This is a genomic window from Sphingomonas sp. G5 (genome assembly GCF_052660795.1).
On the sequence record NZ_CP109660.1, the window covers coordinates 2,326,394 to 2,347,580 of the forward strand.

Here is a 21,187-nt window from a genome sequence, read left to right on the forward strand (position 1 = left end):
GAGCCTGTCGCCGGATCAGGCGAGGCGCGAAGCGAGCTCGTCGATCTTGTCGGGACGGAATCCCGACCAGTGGTCCTCGTCGGTGATGACGACGGGTGCCTGCAGGTACCCGAGCGACTTGACCTGCTCGAGCGCCGACGGGTCTTCGGACAGGTCGAGCACGTTGTACTCGATGCCCTTCGAGTCGAGTGCGCGGTAGGTCGCCGTGCACTGGACGCAGGACGGCTTGGTGTAGACCGTGATCGCCATGTCGTTCTCTCTCTCCCCTGGAAAATCCGTGTCCGGCCGGGCAGGGCCAGCCGGGACCTCAATACTACATATGGGGACGGACATCGGAAGGCACCACAAGGGGTAGTAGTTACAGCGATGTGATTTTCCACCGTCTCTCCCCATGTACAACACAGGTTGTCCACGATTTCATCCACAGATCGCACCCCTCCCGGAACCTTGTCGACGGGCGCGATTCCGCGGATTTGGCGGGACCGGTCGATGTCTGTCCACAGGTCGGACGGTAGACGGGGGGTCCGACATTGCACAGACGAGCGAATTCGCCCGAGGGCGTGTCGCGGCGTGTCGCGTCGGTCCCGCACGAGGACGCCTCGGCGCGTGTCGGAGGTCGGCTGTAGCGTTATCCGGTGGCCGGCTACCGCGAACTCCTCCGAACCCCAGGCGTGGGGCGCATCATCGCCGCGCAGTTGACGGCGCGCTTCCCCAACGGCATGACCAGCCTCGCGGTCCTCCTGCACATCGAGCACGTCACCGGTTCCTACGGAGCCGCGGGTCTGGTGCTGGCCGCCACGAGCATCGGCCAGGCCGTCGCGGGCCCGGTCACGAGCCGCTGGATGGGCATCTGGGGCATGCGCCGGGTCCTCACCGTCACGCTCCTCGTGTGCGCGGCCGCGATCACGACCCTCGCGCTCATCGAGATGCCGCTTCCCCTCTACATGGCGCTCGGTCTCATCGCGGGTCTCTCCACTCCCCCGGTGCAGTCGGCCGTGCGCACCATCTACCCCAAGATGGTCAACGCGAAGCGGCTCACCCCGCTCTACTCGCTCGACGCATCCCTTCAAGAGATCATCTGGGTGCTCGCACCCGTGCTCATCACCCTGGTGGCGACGCAGGTCGGTACCGTCCCGGGTCTGCTCCTCGTCGTGATCATCCTGCTCGGCGGCGGGGCGTGGTTCATCCTCAGCCCCGAGGTCGGCCGCGTGCGCATCCCGCGCAGCCGCCGCGGTCTCGGCCGGGTGCTCGCCAAGCCGCCGGTCATCCTCGCCACCGCGACCGGGTTCCTCCTCATCGGCGCCTGCTCCGCCGTCGAAGCGGGCGTCGTGGCCACCTTCGATCACGGCGGGCTCGAGGCCGGCCTCATCCTCGCCGTCTTCGCCGTCGGCAGCCTCGCCGGCGGGCTGTCGTTCGGCCACATCCCCATCGGCCCCTGGGCCATGGCGCGCCGCTTCGCGATCGTGGCCCTGGGTCTCTCGCTGACCGTCCTCTCGCTCAATGCGTGGTGGATCGGAGCGACCCTCCTCGTCGCCGGAGCCGGCATCGCTCCGGCCCTGGCGGTGATGTTCGCGATGACCTCGGCGAGCGTCCGCTTCAGCGAGACGGCCGAGGCCTACGGCTGGATCGGCACCGGTCAGCTCATCGGCGCCGCCGCGGGCTCGGCGGTCGCGGGGTTCCTGGTCGACGGCGTCGGCCCGACCGGTGCGTACGTCGCCGCCGCGGGCTTCGCGGTGGCCGGCTTCGTCGTCGCCGCGGTGTTCGTGCGCGGCTTCCCCGATCTCCGGCACCGTGATGCGAGCCCCATCCCCGACACCGAGCCGGTCCACACCATCACCTGAGCGGATGCCGGGGTGCTCGGCATCCCGGATCCGAACCGCTCGACCCGCGGGTCAGTGAGTGCGCCGCAGCAGCTCGAGCACCGCGAGCGCGTACGCATCAGCCGGAGCCGGGTGGTCGAACACCAGCGTCGAGCCGCCGATCGAGATCTCGACCTCGTAGGTGTCGGAGAGACGACGCAGAGAGCGGAAGGTCGAGCGCAGCATCTCGCGCAGCTGGGATTCCGAGGGCAGCCAGAGAGCGTCTTCGGTGGCGACGGAGTCGAGCGCCCACTCCGTCGTGCCGTTGAACGCGAGGATCCTACCGGTGGGGTAATCGCGCGGCTCCACCGTCATGTCGCTCACGGTGAAGACATCGGCCTCGAACTCCGGTTCGTCGAGCTGGAAGCGGTCACCGGAGCGCGGATGCCACACCAATCCCGCCTCGCGCAGGGCCTGGGCCAACTCGGTCGAGATCATGGCATCCATTCTGGGGGCGTTCTGTGACGGCCGGTCGCCGGTCGGGCACGTCGACGGAGCAAGATGGATGCCATGTCGACACCCGTGACCCTCCCCCGACTGTCGTGGGGCGACCCGCACGGACCACAGGCGCTCCTCGCCCACGGACTCGGATCCGACGGTGCGCTCATGTGGCGTTACGGCGTGGCGCTGGCCGATGCCGGGTGGCACGCGGTCGCGGTGGACCTCCGCGGCCACGGTGACGCCCCGCGCACCCTCGACTACCGCCTGTCGTCCTACGCGGCCGATCTGGCGGGCACGGTGCCCGCGCGAGGCGGTGCGTGGGACGCTGTCGTCGGGCACTCGCTCGGCGGTGCGTCGTCGACCCTCGCCTCGGCTCAGCGTCCCGACTGGACCCGCCGGCTCGTGCTCATCGACCCGGCCATCGCCCTGTCGGAGCACGATCGCGAGGTCGTACGCGTGAGCCAGGAGCAGTCGTTCGCCGACCCGAGCATCGACGCCGTGCGCGCGGCGCACCCCGACTGGCATCCGATCGACGTCGAGTTGAAGGCACGGGCAACGCAGCGGGCGAGCCGCTGGGCGGTCGAGCAGACGAGTCTGCAGAACGCCGTGTGGGACGTGCGCTCCGCCGCGGCTGCTCTCACCGTGCCCACGCACGTGGTGGGCGCCGACCCGGCCGTGCACTCGATCTTCACGGGCGCGCTCGCGGCCGAGGTCCTGCGCAATCCGGTCGTCACGATGAGCGTCGTCGAGGGCGCCGGGCACTCCCCTCATCGGGACCGCCCCGAGACGGCGGTCGCGGCGGTGCTCCACGCCCTCCGCTGAGCTCGCATACGCCATTTCCGGCGCGGTGCCAGCCCGGCGCGCAATGTCGGCGGTGCCCAGCAGAATGGATGCCATGACCTCGTTCGACCCGGCTCGGTACCTTCCCGACGACCTGCTCGCACGCATCCGCGAGCGCGCCGTCGTGCACGACCGCGAGAACACCTTCCCGCGCGACGACCTCGACGAGCTCCGGGCGACCGGGTATCTCGGCATCCTGGTGCCGGCCGAGCTCGGTGGGGCGGGCCTGAGCCTCGCCGAAGCGTCGCTCCTGCAGCAGCGTCTCGCGGGTGCGGCCCCGGCCACGGCCCTGGCCGTCAACATGCACCTGGTGTGGACGGGAGTCGCCAAAGTGCTGCTCGATCGCGGCATCGACGATCTCGCGTTCGTTCAGCGCGGCGCCGCGGCGGGCGAGGTGTTCGCCTTCGGCATCAGCGAGGCCGGCAACGATCTCGTGCTGTTCGGCAGCGACACCGAGGCGCGCCCCGATGGCGAGGGCGGCTACACGTTCACGGGGACGAAGATCTTCACCTCCCTCTCCCCCGTGTGGAACCACCTCGGTGTGCACGGGCTCGACGAGACCTCGCCCGACGGTCCGAAGATGGTGTTCGCGTTCCTCGACCGCAGCGACGAGATCGTGACCCGTGACGACTGGGACACCCTGGGCATGCGCGGCACGCAGAGTCACACGACCGAACTCCGAGGGGCCCACGCGCCCGCCGACCGAGTCGTGCGTCGCCTCGACCCGGGCCCGCAGCCCGACCCCCTCGTGTTCGGGATCTTCGCGGTCTTCGAGATCCTGCTCGCGTCGGTCTACACCGGCATCGCGAGGCGTGCACTGGACCTGGCCGTCGAGGCCGCGACCTCGCGACGGTCGAAGAAGACGGGCACGACGTACGCCAACGACCCCGACATCCGGTGGCGCATCGCCGAGATGGCACTCGCGTACGACGCGCTCCCGCCGCAGCTGGCCGAGCTCGCCTCCGACGTGGACACCCTGACCGATCACGGTGGTCGGTGGTTCACGCTGCTCTCCGGCGTGAAGTACCGTGCCGTCGCGATGGCGAAGGCGGTCGTCGACGACGCGATCCTCGTCGGCGGCGGTTCGGCGTACTTCTCGCGCAACGAACTCAGCCGCCTGTACCGCGACGTGCTCGCCGGCATGTTCCACCCCTCCGATTCCGAGTCCGCACACGCGACCGCCGCGGCGGCGTGGCTCGGCCCGGTGACCGACTGATGCCGCGCACACCCACCCGGGCGCTGAGCCCGGCCGATCAGGAGCGTCGCCGCGCCCTGCGCGTGATGAAGGGTGTGGCGCTCGGCGCGCTCATCGCGATGGCCATCGTCTTCGCCGTCTCGTTCTCGCTCCAGCGCGAGGTCGAGTGGTTGCAGTACGTCCGCGCCGCGGCCGAGGGCGGAATGGTCGGCGCCCTCGCCGACTGGTTCGCGGTCACCGCGCTCTTCCGGCACCCGCTCGGGCTGCCGATCCCGCACACGGCGATCATCCCGCGCCGGAAAGACGAGATCGGGCGGCAGTTGGGCGAGTTCGTCGAGACGAACTTCCTCGAGGGCGATGTCGTGCGGACCAAGCTCGAGTCGACCCCCCTGTCGGCTCGTGCCGGGGCCTGGCTCGCCGATCCCACACACGCCGATCGCGTCGCGGCCGAGGGGGCGACGCTCGCTACGAGCATCCTCACCGCGCTCAGCGACGACGACGTGCAGGGCCTGATCGAAGACCTGGCCCGCGAGCACCTGCTCTCCCCCGACTGGGGTCCTTCCATCGGCGGCTGGCTCGAACGCGTCGTCGGCTCGGGCGCCCATCACGGCGCCGTCGATCTGGCCCTCGACAACATCGCGGTCTGGCTCGGGAACAACCGCGACACGTTCCAGGGACTCGTCTCACGACGACTTCCGTCGTGGGTTCCCGGCATGGCGGCCCGTCTCGTCGACGACACCGTCTACCGCGAGGCCGTGCAATTCGTCGACGCCGTTCGGACCGATCCGAACCACCAGGCGCGGGGGGCGATCGACGGGTACCTCGGTCGCCTCGCCGACAGCCTGCAGCACGACCCCGCGACGATGGTCCGCCTCGAAGAAGCCAAGGCCGCGGTGTTCGACAGTCCGCGCGTACGCCAGTTGGCGGCCGACGCCTGGAACACTGCCAAGGCCGGACTGCTGCGGTCGCTCGCAGACCCCGAGAGCGCTCTGCGTCGCCGCGCCGCCGCGGCCCTCGCCGAGGTCGGCGGCCGTCTGCAACGCGATGAAGCCCTGCAGAAGCGCGTCGACGGATGGGTCACCGACGCGGCGGTCTTCGTCGTCGGACGCTACCGCCATGACATCGCCTCGATCATCACCGACACCGTCGAGCGCTGGGACGCCGAAGAGACCACCGAGAAGATCGAACTCATGGTCGGCCGCGACCTGCAGTACATCCGCCTGAACGGAACGATCGTCGGTGCCCTGGCGGGCCTGGTCATCTTCACCGTCGCGCACCTCGTGTGGGGATCATGACGGTTCACGCAAGACCTGGCCGAAACGTCGCACATCTCGCCGCCCCGCGCGGCCGGCACGTGAGTAGCGTTGTGCGCGTGAGCGACGGTTCGGGCACGGAGTCCCTCTTCACGTACGGGACGCTTCAGCTGCCCGACGTGCAGCTCGACACCTTCGGCCACCGCGTCGACGGCGACGACGACGCCCTCGCGGGGTACCGGCTCGACTGGACCGATATCTCCGACGCACACGTCGCCGCGCTCTCGGGTCTCGACCGGCACCCGATCCTCCGCCGCACGGACGACCCTCGCGACCGCGTGTTCGGTCGCGTGCTGCGCCTGACGCCCGATGAACTCGACGCCGCCGACGAGTACGAGGTGTCGCTTTACCGCCGCGCCTCGGTCGTTCTCGTCAGCGGCATCCGCGCCTGGGTGTACGTGGCCACATGAGCGCCCTCTCCCTCGCCGTCGAGGCGTCCTACCTCTCGGTCACCCCCGGATACCGCCCGACGGGCATCGACGGACTGGTCGCCCGGGACTCGAGCGCGCCCGTGCGCCGGTGTGCTCCGGTCCCGAGCGTCGCGAACGCCGACCTCATCGAGGCACATACCGCCGCGGGCACCCCCGCAGCTCGCACAGCGCGACCGGCCGCGCAGTGCGTTCCCCAGCCCCCGGCAGGATTGGCGAAAAGACGATGATTCAACTCATCCTCGCGCGGCACGCGAAATCGGACTGGACCGAAGACGGCCTCGACGATCACGACCGCCCGCTCAACACCCGCGGCGTCCGCGACGCCCCGGCGATGGCCCGGACCGTCGTGAGAAAAGGCGTTCGACCCGAGGTGATCCTCTCCAGCACGGCGCGTCGCGCCCGCCAGACGGCTGATGCTTTCGCCCGCGCGTTCGAGGCCCCGATTACCGAGCAGGCGGAGCTCTACCTGGCCGAGCCCGCACGCATCCTCGCCGCCGCGCGTGGCGCCGGCGTGGACGAGGTGATGGTCGTGGCCCACGATCCCGGAATGAGCGCGCTCGTGTCGCGGCTCGCCGATCGCGACGAACGGATGGTGACGTGCGCCGTGGCCATCTTCACGTGGCACGACGGCACGTGGGACGACGTCGACGCCACCCCTCCCGACGAGTTCGAGCTGCTCACCCCGTAGGTCCGTCCGAGGGCACCCGACGACTCTGCCCGCGAGAGGCGGCGGCCCGCGCGGCATCGGCGACCGCTCCCGAGGCGACCAGATCGGTCACGGCCTCGATCTCGGGCGAGACGAAGCGGTCGGGGCCAGGGCCCCGCACGTGCTCCCGGACGAGAGCACGGACGGCTCCGGTGGCCGCCGCCGGCTGAAGCGGAGCGCGAAGATCGAGGGCCCGGCATCCGGTCAGCACTTCGATCGCCAGCACCCGAGCGAGCCCGTCGATGGCGCGGCGCAGCTTGCGGGCCCCGGCCCAGCCCATCGAGACGTGGTCCTCCTGCATGGCGCTCGACGGGATCGAGTCGACGGAGGCGGGGGCGGCGAGGCGCTTGAGCTCCGACACGATGCCGGCCGCGGCGTACTGCGCGATCATCAGGCCCGAATCGACCCCGACCTCGTCGGCGAGAAAAGGGGGAAGACCGTTACTGCGCGAGACGTCGAGAGCGCGGTCGGTGCGCCGCTCCGACATCGAGGCGACGTCGGCCACTGCGATCGCCAGGAAGTCGAGCACGTAGGCGACGGGGGCGCCGTGGAAGTTGCCGTTGGACTCGACGCGTCCGTCGACCGTGACGACGGGATTGTCGACGGCGGAGGCCAGCTCGCGTTCGGCGATCAGGACGGCGTGCGTCATCGTGTCGCGCGCGGCGCCGTGCACCTGCGGGGCGCACCGCAGGGAGTAGGCGTCTTGCACGCGCGTGCACTCGGGGCCGCGGTGACTCGCGACGATCGGCGAATCGGCGAGGAACGCGCGCAGGTTCGCCGCCGAGTCGGCCTGGCCGAGCTGCGGACGCAACGCCATGAGGTCGGCGGCGAACACGGCATCCGTCCCCAGCTGCGATTCGATCGAGATCGCGGCCGAGACGTCGGCCGTCGTCAACAGCATCTCGAGGTCGTGAAGCGCGAGCAGCAGCATGCCGAGCATGCCGTCGGTGCCGTTGATGAGGGCGAGGCCCTCTTTCTCGCGCAGGGCGACGGGGGCGATGTGCGCCGCAGCGAGCGCGTCGGCGGCTGCCCGAAGCTCCCCGGACGCATCGCGCACCTCGCCCTCACCCATGACGGCCAGGGCGACGTGCGACAGCGGAGCCAGATCGCCCGAGCAGCCGAGCGAGCCGTACTCGCGCACGACGGGGGTGATCCCCGCATTCAGCAGGGCGGCGTAGGTCTCGACGACGACGGGGCGGACGCCGGTGCGCCCGGTGGCGAGGGTCTGCAAGCGCAGCAGCATGAGGGCGCGGATCACCTCGCGCTCGACCTCGGCGCCGGTTCCGGCGGCGTGCGAGCGGATGAGGCTCGCCTGCAGCTGCGCCCGGCGGTCCTCGGCGATGAAGGTCGTCGCGAGGGCGCCGAAGCCCGTCGAGATGCCGTAGTGCGGCTGCGGGTCGTCGGCGAGCCCCTCGATGAGCGCCCGTGTGTCGGCCACCCGCTGCAGAGCGTCGGCGTCCACGCCGACCCGGGCATCGTGGCGGGCGACGTCGACGACCTCGCGCGGGGTGAGGGGGCTGGCTCCGACGGTGACGCGTGCGTTCATACGCCGATTCCATCGCCTCGGGCGATACGGAATGCGGGGGATCTGGCATCCTGTGTCTGTCATGCCAGACAAACCCCGCCCTCAAGTCCCCGCCGCCGACCAGACGTTGCGGATCCTCTCGCTGCTCGCGCGGCAACCGGGGCCGATGGCCGCGCAGTCGATGGCGACCGCGCTCGGGATCCCCCGTTCCAGCACCTACCACCTGCTCGCGACTCTCGAGCAGCACGGCTACGTCGTGCACCTTCCGGGCGACCGGCGCTGGGGCCTGGGGACGGCGGCTTTCGAGCTCGGCGGCGGTTACGCCCGGCAACAGCCGCTCGCCCGCCTCGGTCGGCCGCTGCTCGCGGGGCTGTCGGACCGCGTCGGCGAATCGGCACACCTCGCCGTGCTGGCCGGGCGAGACGTGCTCTACATCGTCGAGGAACGCGCCCCGCGCCGCCCCGCGCTCGTGACCGATGTGGGCGTCCGCCTCCCCGCGCATCTCACCGCGACGGGCCGGGCCATGCTCGCCGCGCTCCCCCGCGAGCAGGTTCGGGCACTGTTCCCGGATGCCACCGCCCTCACGCTGCGCCACGACGCGGGCCCCGCCACGCCGCGTGACCTGCGCGAGCTGCTCCGCGAGGTTCGGGCAGCGGGTCACGCGAGCGAGGACGGCGAGATCACCCCCGGATTCCGCTCCGTCGCCGCCGCGGTGCTCGATCACGCCGGGTGGCCCGCCGCGGCCGTGGCGATCACGTGGCCCGCCGACGGGGCCGAGCGTGATGCGAAAGCACTGGCGTCCGCGGCATCCGCGACTGCCGCCGAGCTCGCCCGACGCATCGGCCACCCCGCCTAGTCGCGCGCCGCTCAGTACCGGGCAGGACCGTGGCGCCTCAGCGCACCACCAGCCGCGGCTCCACGAGCACGTGGGCGGCCCCGGCCGTCGCGGCGCGCGGCGCGACGACCGTGCCGTTCTCGCCCATGAGCAGATCGAGGGCGCCGGATGCCACCCTCTCGGGCAACTGCTCCACGCTCGAGAGCCCGAGCGCTTCGACGGCGGGGGTGTTGTCGAAACCGATCACGGCGACATCGGGGCGACCAGCCAAGGTCACGGCGAGATGCGCGCCGATCGCGAGCGAATCACTCGCGCAGACGATGCCGCGCACGCCGGGGTCGGCCGCCAGGCCCGCTGTGACCACGTCGCGCGCGGCGGCGACGTTCTCTTCGACGACCCATCGCGGCCCCGAAGCTGAGCTCTCGCGCCAGCCGCGCTCACGATCGTCACCCGTGCCCGAGCCGGAGGGCCACCCGAGGAACGCGATGCGCGGTACGCCCCGCTCCTGCAGGTGTATCGTCGCCGCGCGAGTTCCCGCGGCCCCGTCGACATCGACCCACAGATGCGCGGGCGCCTCGACGTCGTTCTCGCCCCACGGGCGACCGAACGAGACGAACGGCAGCCCGCGGTCCACGAGCCAGCCGGTGCGGGGGTCGCCGTGGAAGGTTCCGGTCACCACCACGGCATCCACCTCTCCCCCCTCGAGAAGGTCGCCGAGGCGGGCGATCTCTTCTTCGGGCGTGCGCGCGGCGTAGAGCAAGACGCGCATGTCACGTTCTCCCGCACGTTCGGTGAGGGCGTGCACGAAGCGGTCCAGGACGACGCCTGAGATACCACCGGCGTAGGGATCGAGATGGATGCCGATGGTCGAGCTGCGTCGCGTGCGAAGCCGACGGGCGGCGGCGTGCGGCCGATAGCCGAGCTCGGTGATCGCCGCCTCGACCCTCAGGCGCGTCGCTTCGCGGACGATATCCGGCGTGTTGACGACGTTCGAGACGGTCTGCCGGGAGACCCCCGCGACACGCGCGACGTCGTCGACGGTGGGCGCCTTCGCCATGTCTGCCCTCCCCCTCAGTCCGCTCCGGAGAGATCCGACCGGGCCGCCACGAGTCCGGCCAGATCGTCAGCCTAGGACGCCGGGCACCCTCTTGACAGCCAGGCCCGCCGTTCTTTACCGTTGTCAAACCGTCATTTGAACGTTCAAAAGATGGCCCTCCGAGCACCTGCGGAGGGGTCGCATGCCTCATCGAAGGAGAGAGACAATGACACGGCACACCCCCAACCGCCGGGCGCGAACCTGGCTCGGAGCCGGCGCACTGCTGACCACCGGCGCCCTGGCCCTGACGGCCTGCGGGTCGGGCTTCAACGACACCCCCGGCGAAGGTCAGGCCTCCGGCGGCGGCACGCTCAGGCTCCTCATCGGCTCGTCGGGCGACGCCGAGACAAAGGCCGTCACCGACGCCGTCGCCGCCTGGAGCGAGCAGTCGGGCGTGCAGGCCGAGGTCCAGACCGCCAACGACCTCCCCCAGCAACTCTCTCAGGGCTTCGCGGCCGGGTCTCCGCCCGACCTCTTCTACCTCGCCCCCGAGGCCCTCGCCGGCTACGCCGCAAACGGCTCGATCGCCGCCTACGGCGACGACCTGGCGAACAAGGACGATTTCTATCCATCGCTCGTCGACAACTTCACCGTCGACGGGAAGTTCTACTGCGCACCCAAGGATTTCTCGACCCTGGCCCTCATCATCAACACCGACCTCTGGTCGGCGGCAGGGCTGACGGATGCCGATGTCCCCACGACCTGGGACCAGTTGGCATCCGTCGCCCAGAAGCTCACCACCGACGGCCGCGTGGGCCTGGCGTTCGGCGCCGAGTACCAGCGCATCGGAGCCTTCATGGCCGAGGCCGGCGGCGGACTCGTCACCGACGGCAAGGCCACGGCGGACAGCTCCGCGAACGTCGAGGCGCTGAATTACGTCAAGACGCACCTGAATGACGGCACGTTCGCGTTCGCGTCCGACGTGGGCGCCGGGTGGGGCGGCGAGGCGTTCGGCACCCAGAAGGCCGCGATGGTCATCGAAGGCAACTGGATCACCGGCGCCATGTCGGCCGATTACCCGGGCGTGAAGTACCAGGTCGCCGAACTGCCCGCGGGTCCCGGTGGCAAGGGCACGCTGCAGTTCACCAACTGCTGGGGCATGGCCGCCGACAGCGGCAACCAGGATCAGGCGCGCTCGCTCGTCGAGTACTTGACCTCCACCGACCAGCAGCTGGCGTTCTCGAAAGCCTTCGGCCCGATGCCCTCGATCCAGTCGGCCGCCGACGCGTGGAGCGCGGCGAACCCCGATCTCACGGCGTTCCTCTCCGGTGCCGAGAACGCGCAGTTCCCGCCGAACATGGCCGGCGCCGCCGACGTCATCACCGACTTCAACGCCCAGCTGGAGTCGCTGAAGACGGGTGACCCGCAGGCGCTGCTGCAGACGGCGCAATCCAACCTCGAGGCCATCACGAAGTAGCCATGAGTGCTCTCACCTCAGCGCCGCGTCGCGCCGGAGCCTCCTCCCCGGGAATCCGGCGCGGCGAGGCCGCCGCCGGCTGGCTGTTCACCGCCCCCGTGCTGATCATCCTGGGCGTGTTCCTGCTCGTCCCCGTGCTCATGGCGCTGTGGGTGAGCTTCTCTGACTGGACCGGGCGCGGCAGCCCCTTCTCGCCCAACGTCGGCTTCGTCGGTCTCGACAACTACGCCGCCGTCACCACAGGCGGCGGTCTCGCCGAGCGCGACTTCGGCACGGCGCTGCGCAACAACGCCTGGTACGTGCTGCTGGTCGTCCCCCTTCAGACGGCGCTGTCACTGTTTCTCGCGGTGCTGGTCAACCGCGCGATCCTCCGCGGCCGGGGGCTCTTCCGCACGGCCTTCTACTTCCCCTCGGTCACGAGCTCGGTGGCCATCACCATGCTGTGGCTCTTCCTCTTCTCGGCATCCGGAGCCGTCAACGAAGTACTGTCGTGGCTCGGCATCAATGGACCGAACTGGTTCAGTGATCCCTCGGGCGTCGTGCACAACCTGCTCGGCGCCGTGGGGGTGACCAGCGGCCCCGCGTTTCTGACCGGCAATACGCTGCTCGGCGTCTCGTGGTGGGACTGGCTCGCCGGTCCGTCTGTCGCGATGTCGGCGTTCATCCTCATGGCGGTCTTCACCACCTCGGGCACGTTCATGCTGTTGTTCATCGCGGGCCTGCAGAACATCGGTGCCGATGTGCAGGAGGCCGCCATGATGGACGGCGCGAACGGCTGGCAGCGGTTCTGGCGCGTCACCCTTCCGCAGCTCAAGCCCGTGCTGTTCACGGTGCTGACCCTCGGCCTCATCGGCACCTGGCAGGTGTTCGACCAGATCTACACGGGCACCCAGGGCGGCCCGGGCAAGACGACACTCACCCCCGCCTACCTCAGCTACTCCTCGGCGTTCCTGTCGCAGCAGTGGGGCCAGGGCGCGGCGATCGCTTTCGTGCTGTTCGTGATCATCGTGGCGCTGACGATCCTGCAGCGGTTCGTGCTGCGCGATCGTCCCGTGTCGAAGCGGCGCCTCCGCCAATACGACGTGCACACGAAAGCAGCCCGACGATGACCGCGACCGCATCCCCACAGACCACGGTCCTTGCCGAACAGCGCCTCGGCGGACCCGAGAAGCCGACGAAGCACCGCATGTCGCGCAAAGCCCTCGGCTGGCAGATCGGCCTCTACGCCCTTCTGGTCGTGCTCGCCGTCATCTACATCTACCCCTTCCTCGTACAGGTGGCGACGTCGTTCAAGACGGATGCCTCGGCGGCGGCCGACCCGATCTCGCTCGCGCCGCAGCCTTTCACCTGGGCGGCGTACGAGCGGTTGTTCCTCAACTCCGACTTCCCTGTATGGTTCGGCAATTCCGTCGTGGTCACCGTCTTCGTCACCGCGGGGCGCGTGTTCTTCAATTCGCTCGCCGGATACGCGCTCGCGCGGCTGCAGTTTCGGGGGCGCGGTCTCGTCTTCGCCGGACTCATCGCGGTCATGGCTGTTCCTACCGTCGTGCTGCTCATCCCGAAGTTCCTCGTGATCAACCAGCTCGGCATCTACGACTCCTACGCCGGCATGATCCTCCCGCTGCTCGTTGATGCCGCGGGCGTCTTCATCATGAAGAACTTCTTCGAGTCGATCCCACCGTCCGTCGAGGAGCAAGCGCGCATCGACGGGGCGGGGACCTTTCGCATCTTCTGGTCGGTCGTCCTTCCGATGGCTCGACCCGCGCTCATCACGATCGTCATCCTGTCGTTCCAGGGATCGTGGAACGAGCTGAGCCACTTCGTCATCTCCACCCAGTCCCCCGAGCTGACCACCCTGACCAAGGGCGTGGCCTCTCTGGCCAGCGGGCAGCTCAGCCAGGGCAGCCAATTCCCCCTCAAACTCGCGGCCGCGGCCATCATGACGATTCCCGTCGCCGTGGTGTTCTTCATCTTCCAGCGCCGCATCATGAACGCCAGCGAAGGAGCCGTCAAAGAATGACCACCGCCCCCACGACCACCCCGCCCGCCGCAACCGCCGTCGCCCCGGCTGCTCTGCAACCGCTGCTGAACGACGCCCTGATCGTGCTGCGCGCCCCGACCCAGGTCTGGTCCGACACCACGGGCGACATCGGCTCCGCTGCCGTGCACGGGGTCTACCACGGCGACGTGCGGCACGTCCGGGCACTGACCGTGTCGTGCGACGATTCCACGATCGAGTGGATCTCGACCGCTCCCGACGGAGCGTCGCGCGTGGTCTTCGGCGGGCTCCTACGCGGGATCGACGACACGACCCCCGACCCCAAGGTGCGGCTTCTGCGCGATCGGCGGGTTGCCGACGGCGTCGTCAGCGAGTCGTGGACCCTGCGCTCGCGTCTCGACCGGCCCGTTCGCGCCGCATTGCGTCTGCGGGTCGAGCCCGAGTTCGCGCAGTTGCACGAGGTGAAGTCCGGTCACGCGCTCGCTCGCAGCACCGACGTGACGGTCGACGGTGGTGGCGCGCGCGTCAACGCCGGCGCTCTGGGGCTCGAACTGATCGCTCCCGGGGCCCGGGTGGCATCCGGCGTCGACGGCGTGGTCGCCGTCTGGAGCGTCGAGGTGCCCGCGTTCGGCGAGGTCGAGATCGGCTGGTCGCTCAGGCTGCGCGATGACACCCTCGTTGTGGACTCCGCCACCGCGCCCGCCCGGTGGGATGCCGCGGGCGTCGCCGCCGGAGCTCCCGACGCGCGCCTGTCCCGGTGGCTGCGGACGGCCCTCGACGATCTGGACGCCCTGCGTCTGGCGCTTCCCGACCACCCGCTCGATGAATTCTTCGCCGCCGGGGCACCGTGGTTCTTCACCCTGTTCGGACGCGACTCCATCTGGGCCGCGCGCCTCACCCTGCCGGTGGACCGTGAGATCGCGGCATCCACCCTCCGCGTGCTCGCGCGCCTGCAGGGGACTGATGACGACGCACAGACGGCGCAGGAGCCCGGCAAGATCCTGCACGAACTGCGTGCTTCCGCGCTCGAGATGCCGGGTGAGGGCATCGTGCTGCCCCCGAAGTACTACGGCAGCGTCGACTCCACTCCGCTGTGGATCTGTCTGCTGGCCGATGCCCACCGTGCCGGCATGCCCGACGGCGAGGTGCGCGAGCTGCTGCCCGCGCTCCGCCGGGCGCTCGGCTGGATCCGCGACTACGGCGACAGCGACGGCGACGGCTTCCTCGACTACATCGACCGGCTCGGCACGGGCCTGTCGAATCAGGGGTGGAAAGACTCCGGCGACTCGGTCCAATGGCGCGACGGCAGCCTCGCCGAAGGACCGATCGCCCTGTGCGAGGTGCAGGCCTACGCCTATGAGGCCGCTCTCGCCGGCGCCGACCTGCTCGAGCGTTTCGGAGACACCACCGATGCCGACGACATCTCGTTCTGGCGCGTCTGGGCTGCCGATCTCAAGACGCATTTCGCCTCGACGTACTGGGTCGAGACGCCCGAGGGGCGGTACCCGGCGATCGCGCTCGACCGCGACAAGCGCCCCGTCGACTCCCTCACCAGCAACATCGGGCATCTTCTCGGCACCGGCATCCTCTCCTCCGACGAAGAGGTGCACGTCGCCTCGCTGCTGCTCGGTGAGACCATGTCGAGCGGTTTCGGCATCCGCACATTGTCGACGGACGCCGCGGGGTATTGGCCCCTGTCCTACCACGGGGGCAGTGTCTGGGTGCACGACACCGCGATCGCGGCGCACGGCATGCTGCGCGCGGGACTCGTCGAGTCGGCGCGGGCGGTGGTGGAGGGGCTGCTGGATGCCGCCGAGGGCTTCGGGTACCGCGTTCCCGAACTGCACGCCGGCGATCCGCGGTCACACTCGTCCGTGCCGACGCCCTACCCGGCCGCGTGCCGGCCCCAGGCGTGGTCGGCAGCCGCCGCGGTGGTGTGCCTGACCGCGCTCGCGCCCGCCCCCGGGGAGTGAGCCCGCCGGGCGGTGGTGGCCCGAGCGCCACCGCCCGGCGCCCCCTCCGCGGTGGGGCGCCAGAAGTGGCCCCGGGGCATCCCCCGTGGCTTTGGGTCCACACCGCGGCCTCCCCCGCCCGGCCCTCCCCCGCGCCGGGGCACCAGAAATGGCCCCGGGGCATCCCCCATGGCCCCGGGGCCACAGCCGACCGCCGCGCGACCTCACGCCACCCGCGTGACCGTACCGCCGGTCAGCCGCACGAGCTCGGCGAACGTCAACGGGAACACGGTGTGCGGGGTGCCGCCCGCGGCCCAGATCTCGGGAAAAGCGGCGAGATCCTCGTCGACGATCGTGGTCAGTGGATGCGGGTGCCCGGTGGGGGCCACTCCCCCGATGGGCTGCCCGGTGGCGGTCAACACCTGATCGGGGGTGGCACGATGGATGCCGCTGCGTCCGAGCCGCTCGGCCAGAGCCGTCGTGTCGACGCGGTGTGCGCCGCTGGTCATGACGAGCAGGGGTTCGTCGTCACTCCAGAACACCAGGCTGTTCGCGATGGCCCCGACGTCCACCCCCAGGGCGGCGGCCGCGAGGGCCGCGGTGGATGCGGCATCGGGGAGTACGACGATCTGACCGTCGATTTCCGCGGCCTGCAGGGACGCGGCGACGAGACGGCTGCGGGCGGGGAGGGCGTCGGTCATGCCGTCAGCCTAGGGCGGCCGCTCGGCGCCCCCGCGCCGCAGATCGGCGGTTCTCGCGCGTCCGGCGGACCCGCGGCACCCGTGCTCGCGCGAAGCGGAGCGAGCCGTCAGAATGGATGCCGGATGCCGCAACGCCGCGGCCTCCGAAAAGCGCTGCCCACAAGGCGGCCGACGACAAGGAACGCGATGACCAACGCTCTGCCCCTGCCCGAATTCACGCACGAACGCGTGGAGGTGATCACGGGGCGTCGCAGCGGTCTGCTCGTCGCCGTGGCTCTGCACTCCTCCGTGCTCGGTCCCGCACTCGGCGGTGCGCGCCTGTGGACGTACCCCTCGTGGACCGACGCGCTCGGCGACGCGCTGCGCCTCTCGGCGGCGATGACGCTCAAGAACGCCGCCGCCGGCCTCGACGCGGGAGGCGGCAAGTCCGTGATCGGTCTTCCCGAGGGCACGGTGCTCGACCCCGACCGGCGGCGAGCCGCCTTCCTCGACCTCGGCGATGCCGTCGACAGCCTCGGGGGCCTCTACCGCACGGCCGAAGACGTGGGCTCGACGACCGACGACATGCTCGTCGTCAGCGAGCGCACTCCGCACGTCGTCGGTCTGCCCGACGCCGTCGGCGGCTCGGGCGAGCCCGCGGGCCCCACGAGCCTCGGCGTCTACGCCTCTCTCGTCGCGACCCTCGAGCGCGCCGTCGGCACGGGCGACGTCGCCGGTCGTCGCATCACGATCGCCGGCCTCGGACAGGTCGGTGGGCGTCTCGCCGAGCGCCTGGCCGCCGAGAACGCCGTTCTCACCGTCACCGACGTGAACCCCGCCAAGCGCGCCCTCGCCGTCGAACTCGGCGCGGCCTGGGTCGAGCCGAGCGAGGCGCATCTCATCCCCGCCGACGTCTTCGTCCCCGCGGGCATCGGCGGCGTCCTCACCGACGAGGTCATCGACGCACTCGACGCGCGTGCCGTATGCGGTCCCGCCAACAACCCGCTCGCCGATCGCTCCGGTGCCGACCGACTCGCGGCGCGCGGGATCCTCTACGCCCCCGACTTCGTTGTCAACGCCGGAGGTGTCATCTATCTCGACCTGGTGGCCAAGGAGCGCGGCAGCATCGACGAGATCATGGCGCGGGTCGCCGAGATCGGCGACACCGTCCGCCGCGTCTTCGACGAAGCCGCGACCCGCGGGGTGACCCCCCTCGCAGCAGCCGAGGGGCTCGCCGCCGAGCGACTCGCCGCGGGAACGGGCCGCGCCGCGCTCGTCTAGATCAACGGCCGAACGAAAAAGAACCGGATGCCACCCGAGCGGGGGGCATCCGGTTCTTTCTCGTCAAAGGGTCAGTGAGCGGCGTCGTAGGCCGTGAGAACGGAGGCGGAAATGCGTCCTCGATCATTGATCGGAAACCCATTCTTCTGAGCCCACGCTCGCACGTCGACCAGGTCGCGGGTCGGAATGGCGCGCCCTCGCGGAGTGCGTCGAGGGAGGGTCGAAGAAGACCCGATCGATCGGGCGGCGGAAATGAACGGCCGAAAAGCGTTGCGGAACTTCTCGGCGTTTTCGGCAGACAGATCGATTTCGTAGGAACGGCCTTCCACGGAGAAGGTCAGAGTCGTTCCGTCTTCGATGACCGATCCATCGAGATCGTCGATCGTCTGGGTGATGTGCTTTTTCGCCATGCCGCGACCATATGCCGCCGACGAGGCGCATTCCGGGCCACGCTTCCAAAATTCACCCGTCAGCTCGCCCGCTTTCACCGGCCCCGGCCGCCGAGGGAGCCTTCCGCATTCCTCCGCGGTTTCCGCGCGTCTACGGACGACGGGGGCGGCCGAACCGACATCCTCTCGGCCGGTGCTTTCGCGAGCGGCCGAGAGGATAAGAGGGAGAGGTCAGGAATTGGCCTCGGTGTACGCGTCGAGAATCGTGGCGGGAACCCGACCACGGTCGCTGACGGTGTGTCCGTTCGCGCGCGCCCATTCCCGAACGGCGCCGAGATCGACGTCGTTCGAACGACGGGCCGCCCGCGGCCGACGCGCGGCCGAATTGCCTCGGGACACCGAACGAGCGGCATCCACGAACGGGGCGATCGCCGAGTAGAACTTGTCGGCATTGCGGTCGGAGAGGTCGATCTCGTAAGCGCGACCTTCGACGGAGAAGGTGATCTGCTTTCCTTGTCCGTCTTCGAGAACGGAGCCGTCGAGGTCGTCGACGAGGTGCGTGATGTGCTTCATAGCCATAATACGAAAAACCTTACACCCGCATTCGATGAATTTCCCGCATAAGTCGATTCTGGTAAAGGCGCGCTCGTCCAGCCCCCCGAACGGATAGGCACGGCGCCCGTCGGGGGACTATCCTCCACGGGTGGTGTTCGCTCCCAGGACATCACTCGAGACAGAGGAAGCGTCGCGTGAGCCTTTTCCGTACCAAGTCGGTGGAGCAATCCATCGCCGACACCGATGAGCCGGAGTTCCGCCTCAAGAAGTCCCTCAGTGCTGTCGATCTGACCGTCTTCGGCGTCGGCGTCGTGATCGGCGCGGGCATCTTCACCCTGACCGGTCGAGCCGCCCATGACGTCGCCGGCCCCGCCGTGGTGATCAGCTTCATCGTCGCCGCGATCGCGTGCGGTCTGGCAGCCATGTGTTACGCCGAATTCGCTTCGACCGTCCCCGTTTCGGGGTCGGCGTACACCTTCTCCTATGCCTCTCTCGGTGAGCTCTTCGCCTGGATCATCGGCTGGGACCTCATTCTCGAGATGTTCCTCGGCGCGAGTGTCGTCGCCCAGGGATGGAGTGCTTATCTCGGCACCTTCCTCCAGCAACTGGGGATCGTCCTTCCACCGGAGATCTCCTACGGCGGCGTCGTCGATCTCCCGGCGATTCTGCTCGTCCTGGTGCTCGGTGGTCTGATGACCCTCGGCATCAAGGAGTCCCTGCGGGTGAACCTCGTTCTCGTGGCCGTGAAGCTCTTCATCGTGCTCTTCGTCATCATCGCGGGCATCATGTTCATCAACCCGGCCAACTACAGCCCCTTCGTGCCGGACTCCGTGCCGACCGAGTCGGCGTCGGGTCTCACCCAGCCGCTCCTGCAGTTCCTGTCGGGCCTGCAGCCCGCCACCTTCGGTGTCGGCGGCATCCTGGCCGGTGCAGCCCTGGTGTTCTTCGCCTACATCGGCTTCGACGTCGTGGCGACCACGGCAGAAGAGACCAAGCGCCCCCAGCGCGACCTGCCGATCGGCATCATCGCCTCGCTCATCATCTGCACGATCCTGTACTGCGCCGTGGCGATCGTCGTCACGGGCATGGTGCCCTACTCCGAACTGAACCCCTCGGCAGCCCTCGCCAACGCTTTCGCGTTCCACGGTCAGACGTGGATGGCCACCGTCATCGCCGCGGGCGCCGTCGCCGGTCTGACGACCGTGGTACTGACCCTGATGATCGGCGCGACCCGCATCATCTTCGCCATGTCGCGGGACCGCCTGCTCCCCGGGACGCTCGCGAAGGTGCACCCGCGCTTCCGCACCCCGTGGGTCATCTCGATCCTCGTCACCGTGATCGTCGCGATCGTGGCCGGCGTCACGCCCATAGGCGTGCTGGAAGAGATGGTCAACATCGGAACGCTCTCCGCGTTCGTGCTCGTGTCGATCGGCGTGATCGTGCTGCGCCGCAAACGCCCCGACCTCAAGCGCGGTTTCCGCGTGCCGTGGAGCCCCGTGCTGCCGATCCTGTCGGCACTGATCTGCACGTACCTCATGCTCAACCTCTCGGTCGAGACCTGGCTGCGGTTCCTCATCTGGCTGGCCCTGGGCTTCGCGATCTATTTCGCGTACTCGCGCAGCCACGCCCGCGTGGGCACGGGCGCCTCGCTCGACCCGACGAAGCCGAACGTGGTCTCTCCACCGAAGGAGTGACCCGAGCAGGCACCGGATGCCACGCCCCGTCGTTCTCAGGACGCTCGGGGCGTGGCATCCGTCGTTTCACCGCGAGACGAAGCGCTGTGAGCCGAGGACGCCGAGCAGACGGATCTTCTCCTCCGCCGCGCTGCGCGGCTGCGGGGTGAGCACGAGCAGGGCCTGGGCGCGATCCTCGGTGAAGAGCACCTGGCAGTCGACCTCGATCTCCCCGAGCTCGGGGTGCACGAGCACCTTGTGGTCGGCGAAACGCTGCGCGACCTCCTGCCGCTCCCACAGCGACCGGAATTCCTCGCTGCGGCGTTGCAGTTCGGCGACGAGCTCGCCGGCAGTGGACGCGGGCCCCAGCACGCCGTACGCCGCGCGCACCCCGGCGACGATGGCGCGACTCTGCCTCTCGCGGTCGTGAGCGGGGTACTTCCGGCGCTCGTCGCCGGGGCGCGTGAACCACCGCCACGCTTCGAAGCGGTCCCAGCCGCGGGCGCCGGCGTGGTCTCCGAGCAGTGCCGCCGCCAGAGGGTTCTGCAGCAACGTCTCACCCAGGTGCGAGATGACCAGGGCGGGCGTGTCGTCGAGGCGCGCGAACACGCGCTGCAACGCCGGCACCACGTGGTCGGCGCGGCCGAGACGATCGGGCACCGCGTGGCCGGCGAGACGGAAGAGGTAGTCGCGCTCGTCGATGCCGAGGCGCAGGGCGCGGGCGAGGGCCGCGAGCATCTGGGTGCTCGGTTGCGGTCCCCGCGCCTGCTCGAGGCGCGTGTAGTAGTCGGTCGACATCGTGGCCGCCTGCGCGACCTCCTCACGACGCAATCCGGCGGTGCGGCGACGGGCGCCGGACACGAGACCGATGTCCTCCGGCCGCAGCGCCTCACGCCGCGCCCGCAGGAACTCCGCCACCCCCGTGCGATTCATGACCTCATCCTCGCGCGTCGAGCCGTCGGCATCCAGGGATCGACGATCCCCCGATCGACGGGGCCTG

General features: G+C 69.9%; 21 protein-coding genes. 13 read left to right on the forward strand and 8 right to left on the reverse strand.

Translation table 11 applies throughout. The annotated features are described in order from the left end of the window. Positions 1 to 15: 15 nt before the first annotated feature. The gene (gene nrdH, locus NE358_RS11195) at positions 16 to 249 is read right to left on the reverse strand and encodes a glutaredoxin-like protein NrdH (RefSeq protein ID WP_055838040.1); all 234 of its coding nucleotides are present in this window, start codon (positions 247 to 249) and stop codon (positions 16 to 18) included. A 386-nt stretch (positions 250 to 635) separates the two neighbouring features. Between nrdH and NE358_RS11200 the strand changes: the two genes are divergently transcribed. Continuing rightward, positions 636 to 1,841 (forward strand): MFS transporter, encoded by a 1,206-nt coding sequence (locus NE358_RS11200; RefSeq protein ID WP_103206307.1) that lies wholly within the window; start codon positions 636 to 638, stop codon positions 1,839 to 1,841. A 51-nt stretch (positions 1,842 to 1,892) separates the two neighbouring features. On the opposite strand, the gene NE358_RS11205 is transcribed toward NE358_RS11200, so the two are convergent. Then, entirely contained in the window at positions 1,893 to 2,297 is a 405-nt protein-coding gene (locus tag NE358_RS11205; RefSeq protein WP_103206306.1) for a pilus assembly protein CpaE, read from the reverse strand. A gap of 72 nt (positions 2,298 to 2,369) precedes the next feature. Between NE358_RS11205 and NE358_RS11210 the strand changes: the two genes are divergently transcribed. The 5 genes from NE358_RS11210 (at position 2,370) to NE358_RS11230 (ending at position 6,767) form a co-directional block, all read left to right on the forward strand. Next, positions 2,370 to 3,122, forward strand: a complete 753-nt coding sequence (locus NE358_RS11210; RefSeq protein ID WP_141375991.1) for an alpha/beta fold hydrolase — start codon at positions 2,370 to 2,372, stop codon at positions 3,120 to 3,122. A 73-nt stretch (positions 3,123 to 3,195) separates the two neighbouring features. Next, positions 3,196 to 4,356, forward strand: a complete 1,161-nt coding sequence (locus NE358_RS11215) for an acyl-CoA dehydrogenase family protein (protein WP_289938529.1) — start codon at positions 3,196 to 3,198, stop codon at positions 4,354 to 4,356. After that, on the forward strand, positions 4,356 to 5,630 hold the full coding sequence (locus NE358_RS11220) for a DUF445 domain-containing protein (protein WP_116238986.1): 1,275 nt from the start codon (positions 4,356 to 4,358) through the stop codon (positions 5,628 to 5,630). Before NE358_RS11215 ends, NE358_RS11220 begins: the two co-directional genes overlap by 1 nt. A 77-nt stretch (positions 5,631 to 5,707) precedes the next feature. Then, the gene (locus NE358_RS11225; RefSeq protein ID WP_289938533.1) at positions 5,708 to 6,058 is read left to right on the forward strand and encodes a gamma-glutamylcyclotransferase family protein; all 351 of its coding nucleotides are present in this window, start codon (positions 5,708 to 5,710) and stop codon (positions 6,056 to 6,058) included. A 244-nt stretch (positions 6,059 to 6,302) separates the two neighbouring features. Further along, complete coding sequence (locus NE358_RS11230; protein WP_116238989.1) at positions 6,303 to 6,767, forward strand: SixA phosphatase family protein; 465 nt, start codon at positions 6,303 to 6,305, stop codon at positions 6,765 to 6,767. Here NE358_RS11230 and hutH read toward each other — a convergent pair. Continuing rightward, positions 6,757 to 8,331 carry a histidine ammonia-lyase gene (hutH, locus tag NE358_RS11235; RefSeq protein WP_116238990.1) on the reverse strand — a complete coding sequence of 525 codons (1,575 nt, stop codon included), beginning with the start codon at positions 8,329 to 8,331 and terminating at the stop codon, positions 6,757 to 6,759. The two genes, NE358_RS11230 and hutH, sit on opposite strands and share 11 nt — an antisense overlap. A 61-nt stretch (positions 8,332 to 8,392) precedes the next feature. On the opposite strand from hutH, the gene NE358_RS11240 reads away from it, so the two are divergent. Next, the gene (locus NE358_RS11240) at positions 8,393 to 9,166 is read left to right on the forward strand and encodes an IclR family transcriptional regulator (protein WP_103206300.1); all 774 of its coding nucleotides are present in this window, start codon (positions 8,393 to 8,395) and stop codon (positions 9,164 to 9,166) included. 37 nt (positions 9,167 to 9,203) lie between these two features. Here NE358_RS11240 and NE358_RS11245 read toward each other — a convergent pair whose 3' ends face one another. Further along, positions 9,204 to 10,202: a LacI family DNA-binding transcriptional regulator gene (locus NE358_RS11245; RefSeq protein WP_103206299.1), complete on the reverse strand. Its 999-nt coding sequence runs from the start codon at positions 10,200 to 10,202 to the stop codon at positions 9,204 to 9,206. 205 nt (positions 10,203 to 10,407) lie between these two features. Between NE358_RS11245 and NE358_RS11250 the strand changes: the two genes are divergently transcribed. From NE358_RS11250 to NE358_RS11265, 4 genes are read left to right on the forward strand one after another with little or no spacing between them, the layout of a single operon-like run. Then, a complete protein-coding gene (locus NE358_RS11250; protein ID WP_103206298.1) occupies positions 10,408 to 11,658 on the forward strand; it encodes a sugar ABC transporter substrate-binding protein in 1,251 nt (416 codons plus the stop codon). Positions 11,659 to 11,660: 2 nt separating this feature from the next. Then, positions 11,661 to 12,767: a carbohydrate ABC transporter permease gene (locus NE358_RS11255; protein WP_289938548.1), complete on the forward strand. Its 1,107-nt coding sequence runs from the start codon at positions 11,661 to 11,663 to the stop codon at positions 12,765 to 12,767. Beyond that, complete coding sequence (locus NE358_RS11260; RefSeq protein ID WP_103206296.1) at positions 12,764 to 13,678, forward strand: carbohydrate ABC transporter permease; 915 nt, start codon at positions 12,764 to 12,766, stop codon at positions 13,676 to 13,678. The genes NE358_RS11255 and NE358_RS11260 overlap by 4 nt, the downstream gene beginning before the upstream one ends. Further along, entirely contained in the window at positions 13,675 to 15,630 is a 1,956-nt protein-coding gene (locus NE358_RS11265) for a glycogen debranching N-terminal domain-containing protein (RefSeq protein WP_289938550.1), read from the forward strand. Before NE358_RS11260 ends, NE358_RS11265 begins: the two co-directional genes overlap by 4 nt. A gap of 203 nt (positions 15,631 to 15,833) precedes the next feature. On the opposite strand, the gene NE358_RS11270 is transcribed toward NE358_RS11265, so the two are convergent. Further along, a complete protein-coding gene (locus NE358_RS11270; RefSeq protein WP_289938552.1) occupies positions 15,834 to 16,310 on the reverse strand; it encodes a YbaK/EbsC family protein in 477 nt (158 codons plus the stop codon). A 186-nt stretch (positions 16,311 to 16,496) separates the two neighbouring features. Here NE358_RS11270 and NE358_RS11275 point away from each other — a divergent pair, with 186 nt between their 5' ends. Beyond that, on the forward strand, positions 16,497 to 17,570 hold the full coding sequence (locus NE358_RS11275; protein WP_141376007.1) for a Glu/Leu/Phe/Val dehydrogenase family protein: 1,074 nt from the start codon (positions 16,497 to 16,499) through the stop codon (positions 17,568 to 17,570). 71 nt (positions 17,571 to 17,641) lie between these two features. On the opposite strand, the gene NE358_RS11280 is transcribed toward NE358_RS11275, so the two are convergent. Together NE358_RS11280 and NE358_RS11285 are read right to left on the reverse strand one after the other, a co-directional pair. Further along, positions 17,642 to 17,980, reverse strand: a complete 339-nt coding sequence (locus NE358_RS11280) for a histone-like nucleoid-structuring protein Lsr2 (protein ID WP_103206292.1) — start codon at positions 17,978 to 17,980, stop codon at positions 17,642 to 17,644. A 210-nt stretch (positions 17,981 to 18,190) separates the two neighbouring features. Further along, positions 18,191 to 18,538 carry a histone-like nucleoid-structuring protein Lsr2 gene (locus NE358_RS11285; protein WP_103206291.1) on the reverse strand — a complete coding sequence of 116 codons (348 nt, stop codon included), beginning with the start codon at positions 18,536 to 18,538 and terminating at the stop codon, positions 18,191 to 18,193. Positions 18,539 to 18,708: 170 nt separating this feature from the next. Here NE358_RS11285 and NE358_RS11290 point away from each other — a divergent pair, with 170 nt between their 5' ends. Then, on the forward strand, positions 18,709 to 20,208 hold the full coding sequence (locus tag NE358_RS11290) for an amino acid permease (RefSeq protein WP_289938561.1): 1,500 nt from the start codon (positions 18,709 to 18,711) through the stop codon (positions 20,206 to 20,208). 66 nt (positions 20,209 to 20,274) lie between these two features. Here the strand turns inward: NE358_RS11290 and NE358_RS11295 are convergent, their stop codons facing one another. Continuing rightward, entirely contained in the window at positions 20,275 to 21,120 is an 846-nt protein-coding gene (locus NE358_RS11295) for a helix-turn-helix transcriptional regulator (protein ID WP_289938563.1), read from the reverse strand. Between the last annotated feature and the right edge of the window lie 67 nt (positions 21,121 to 21,187).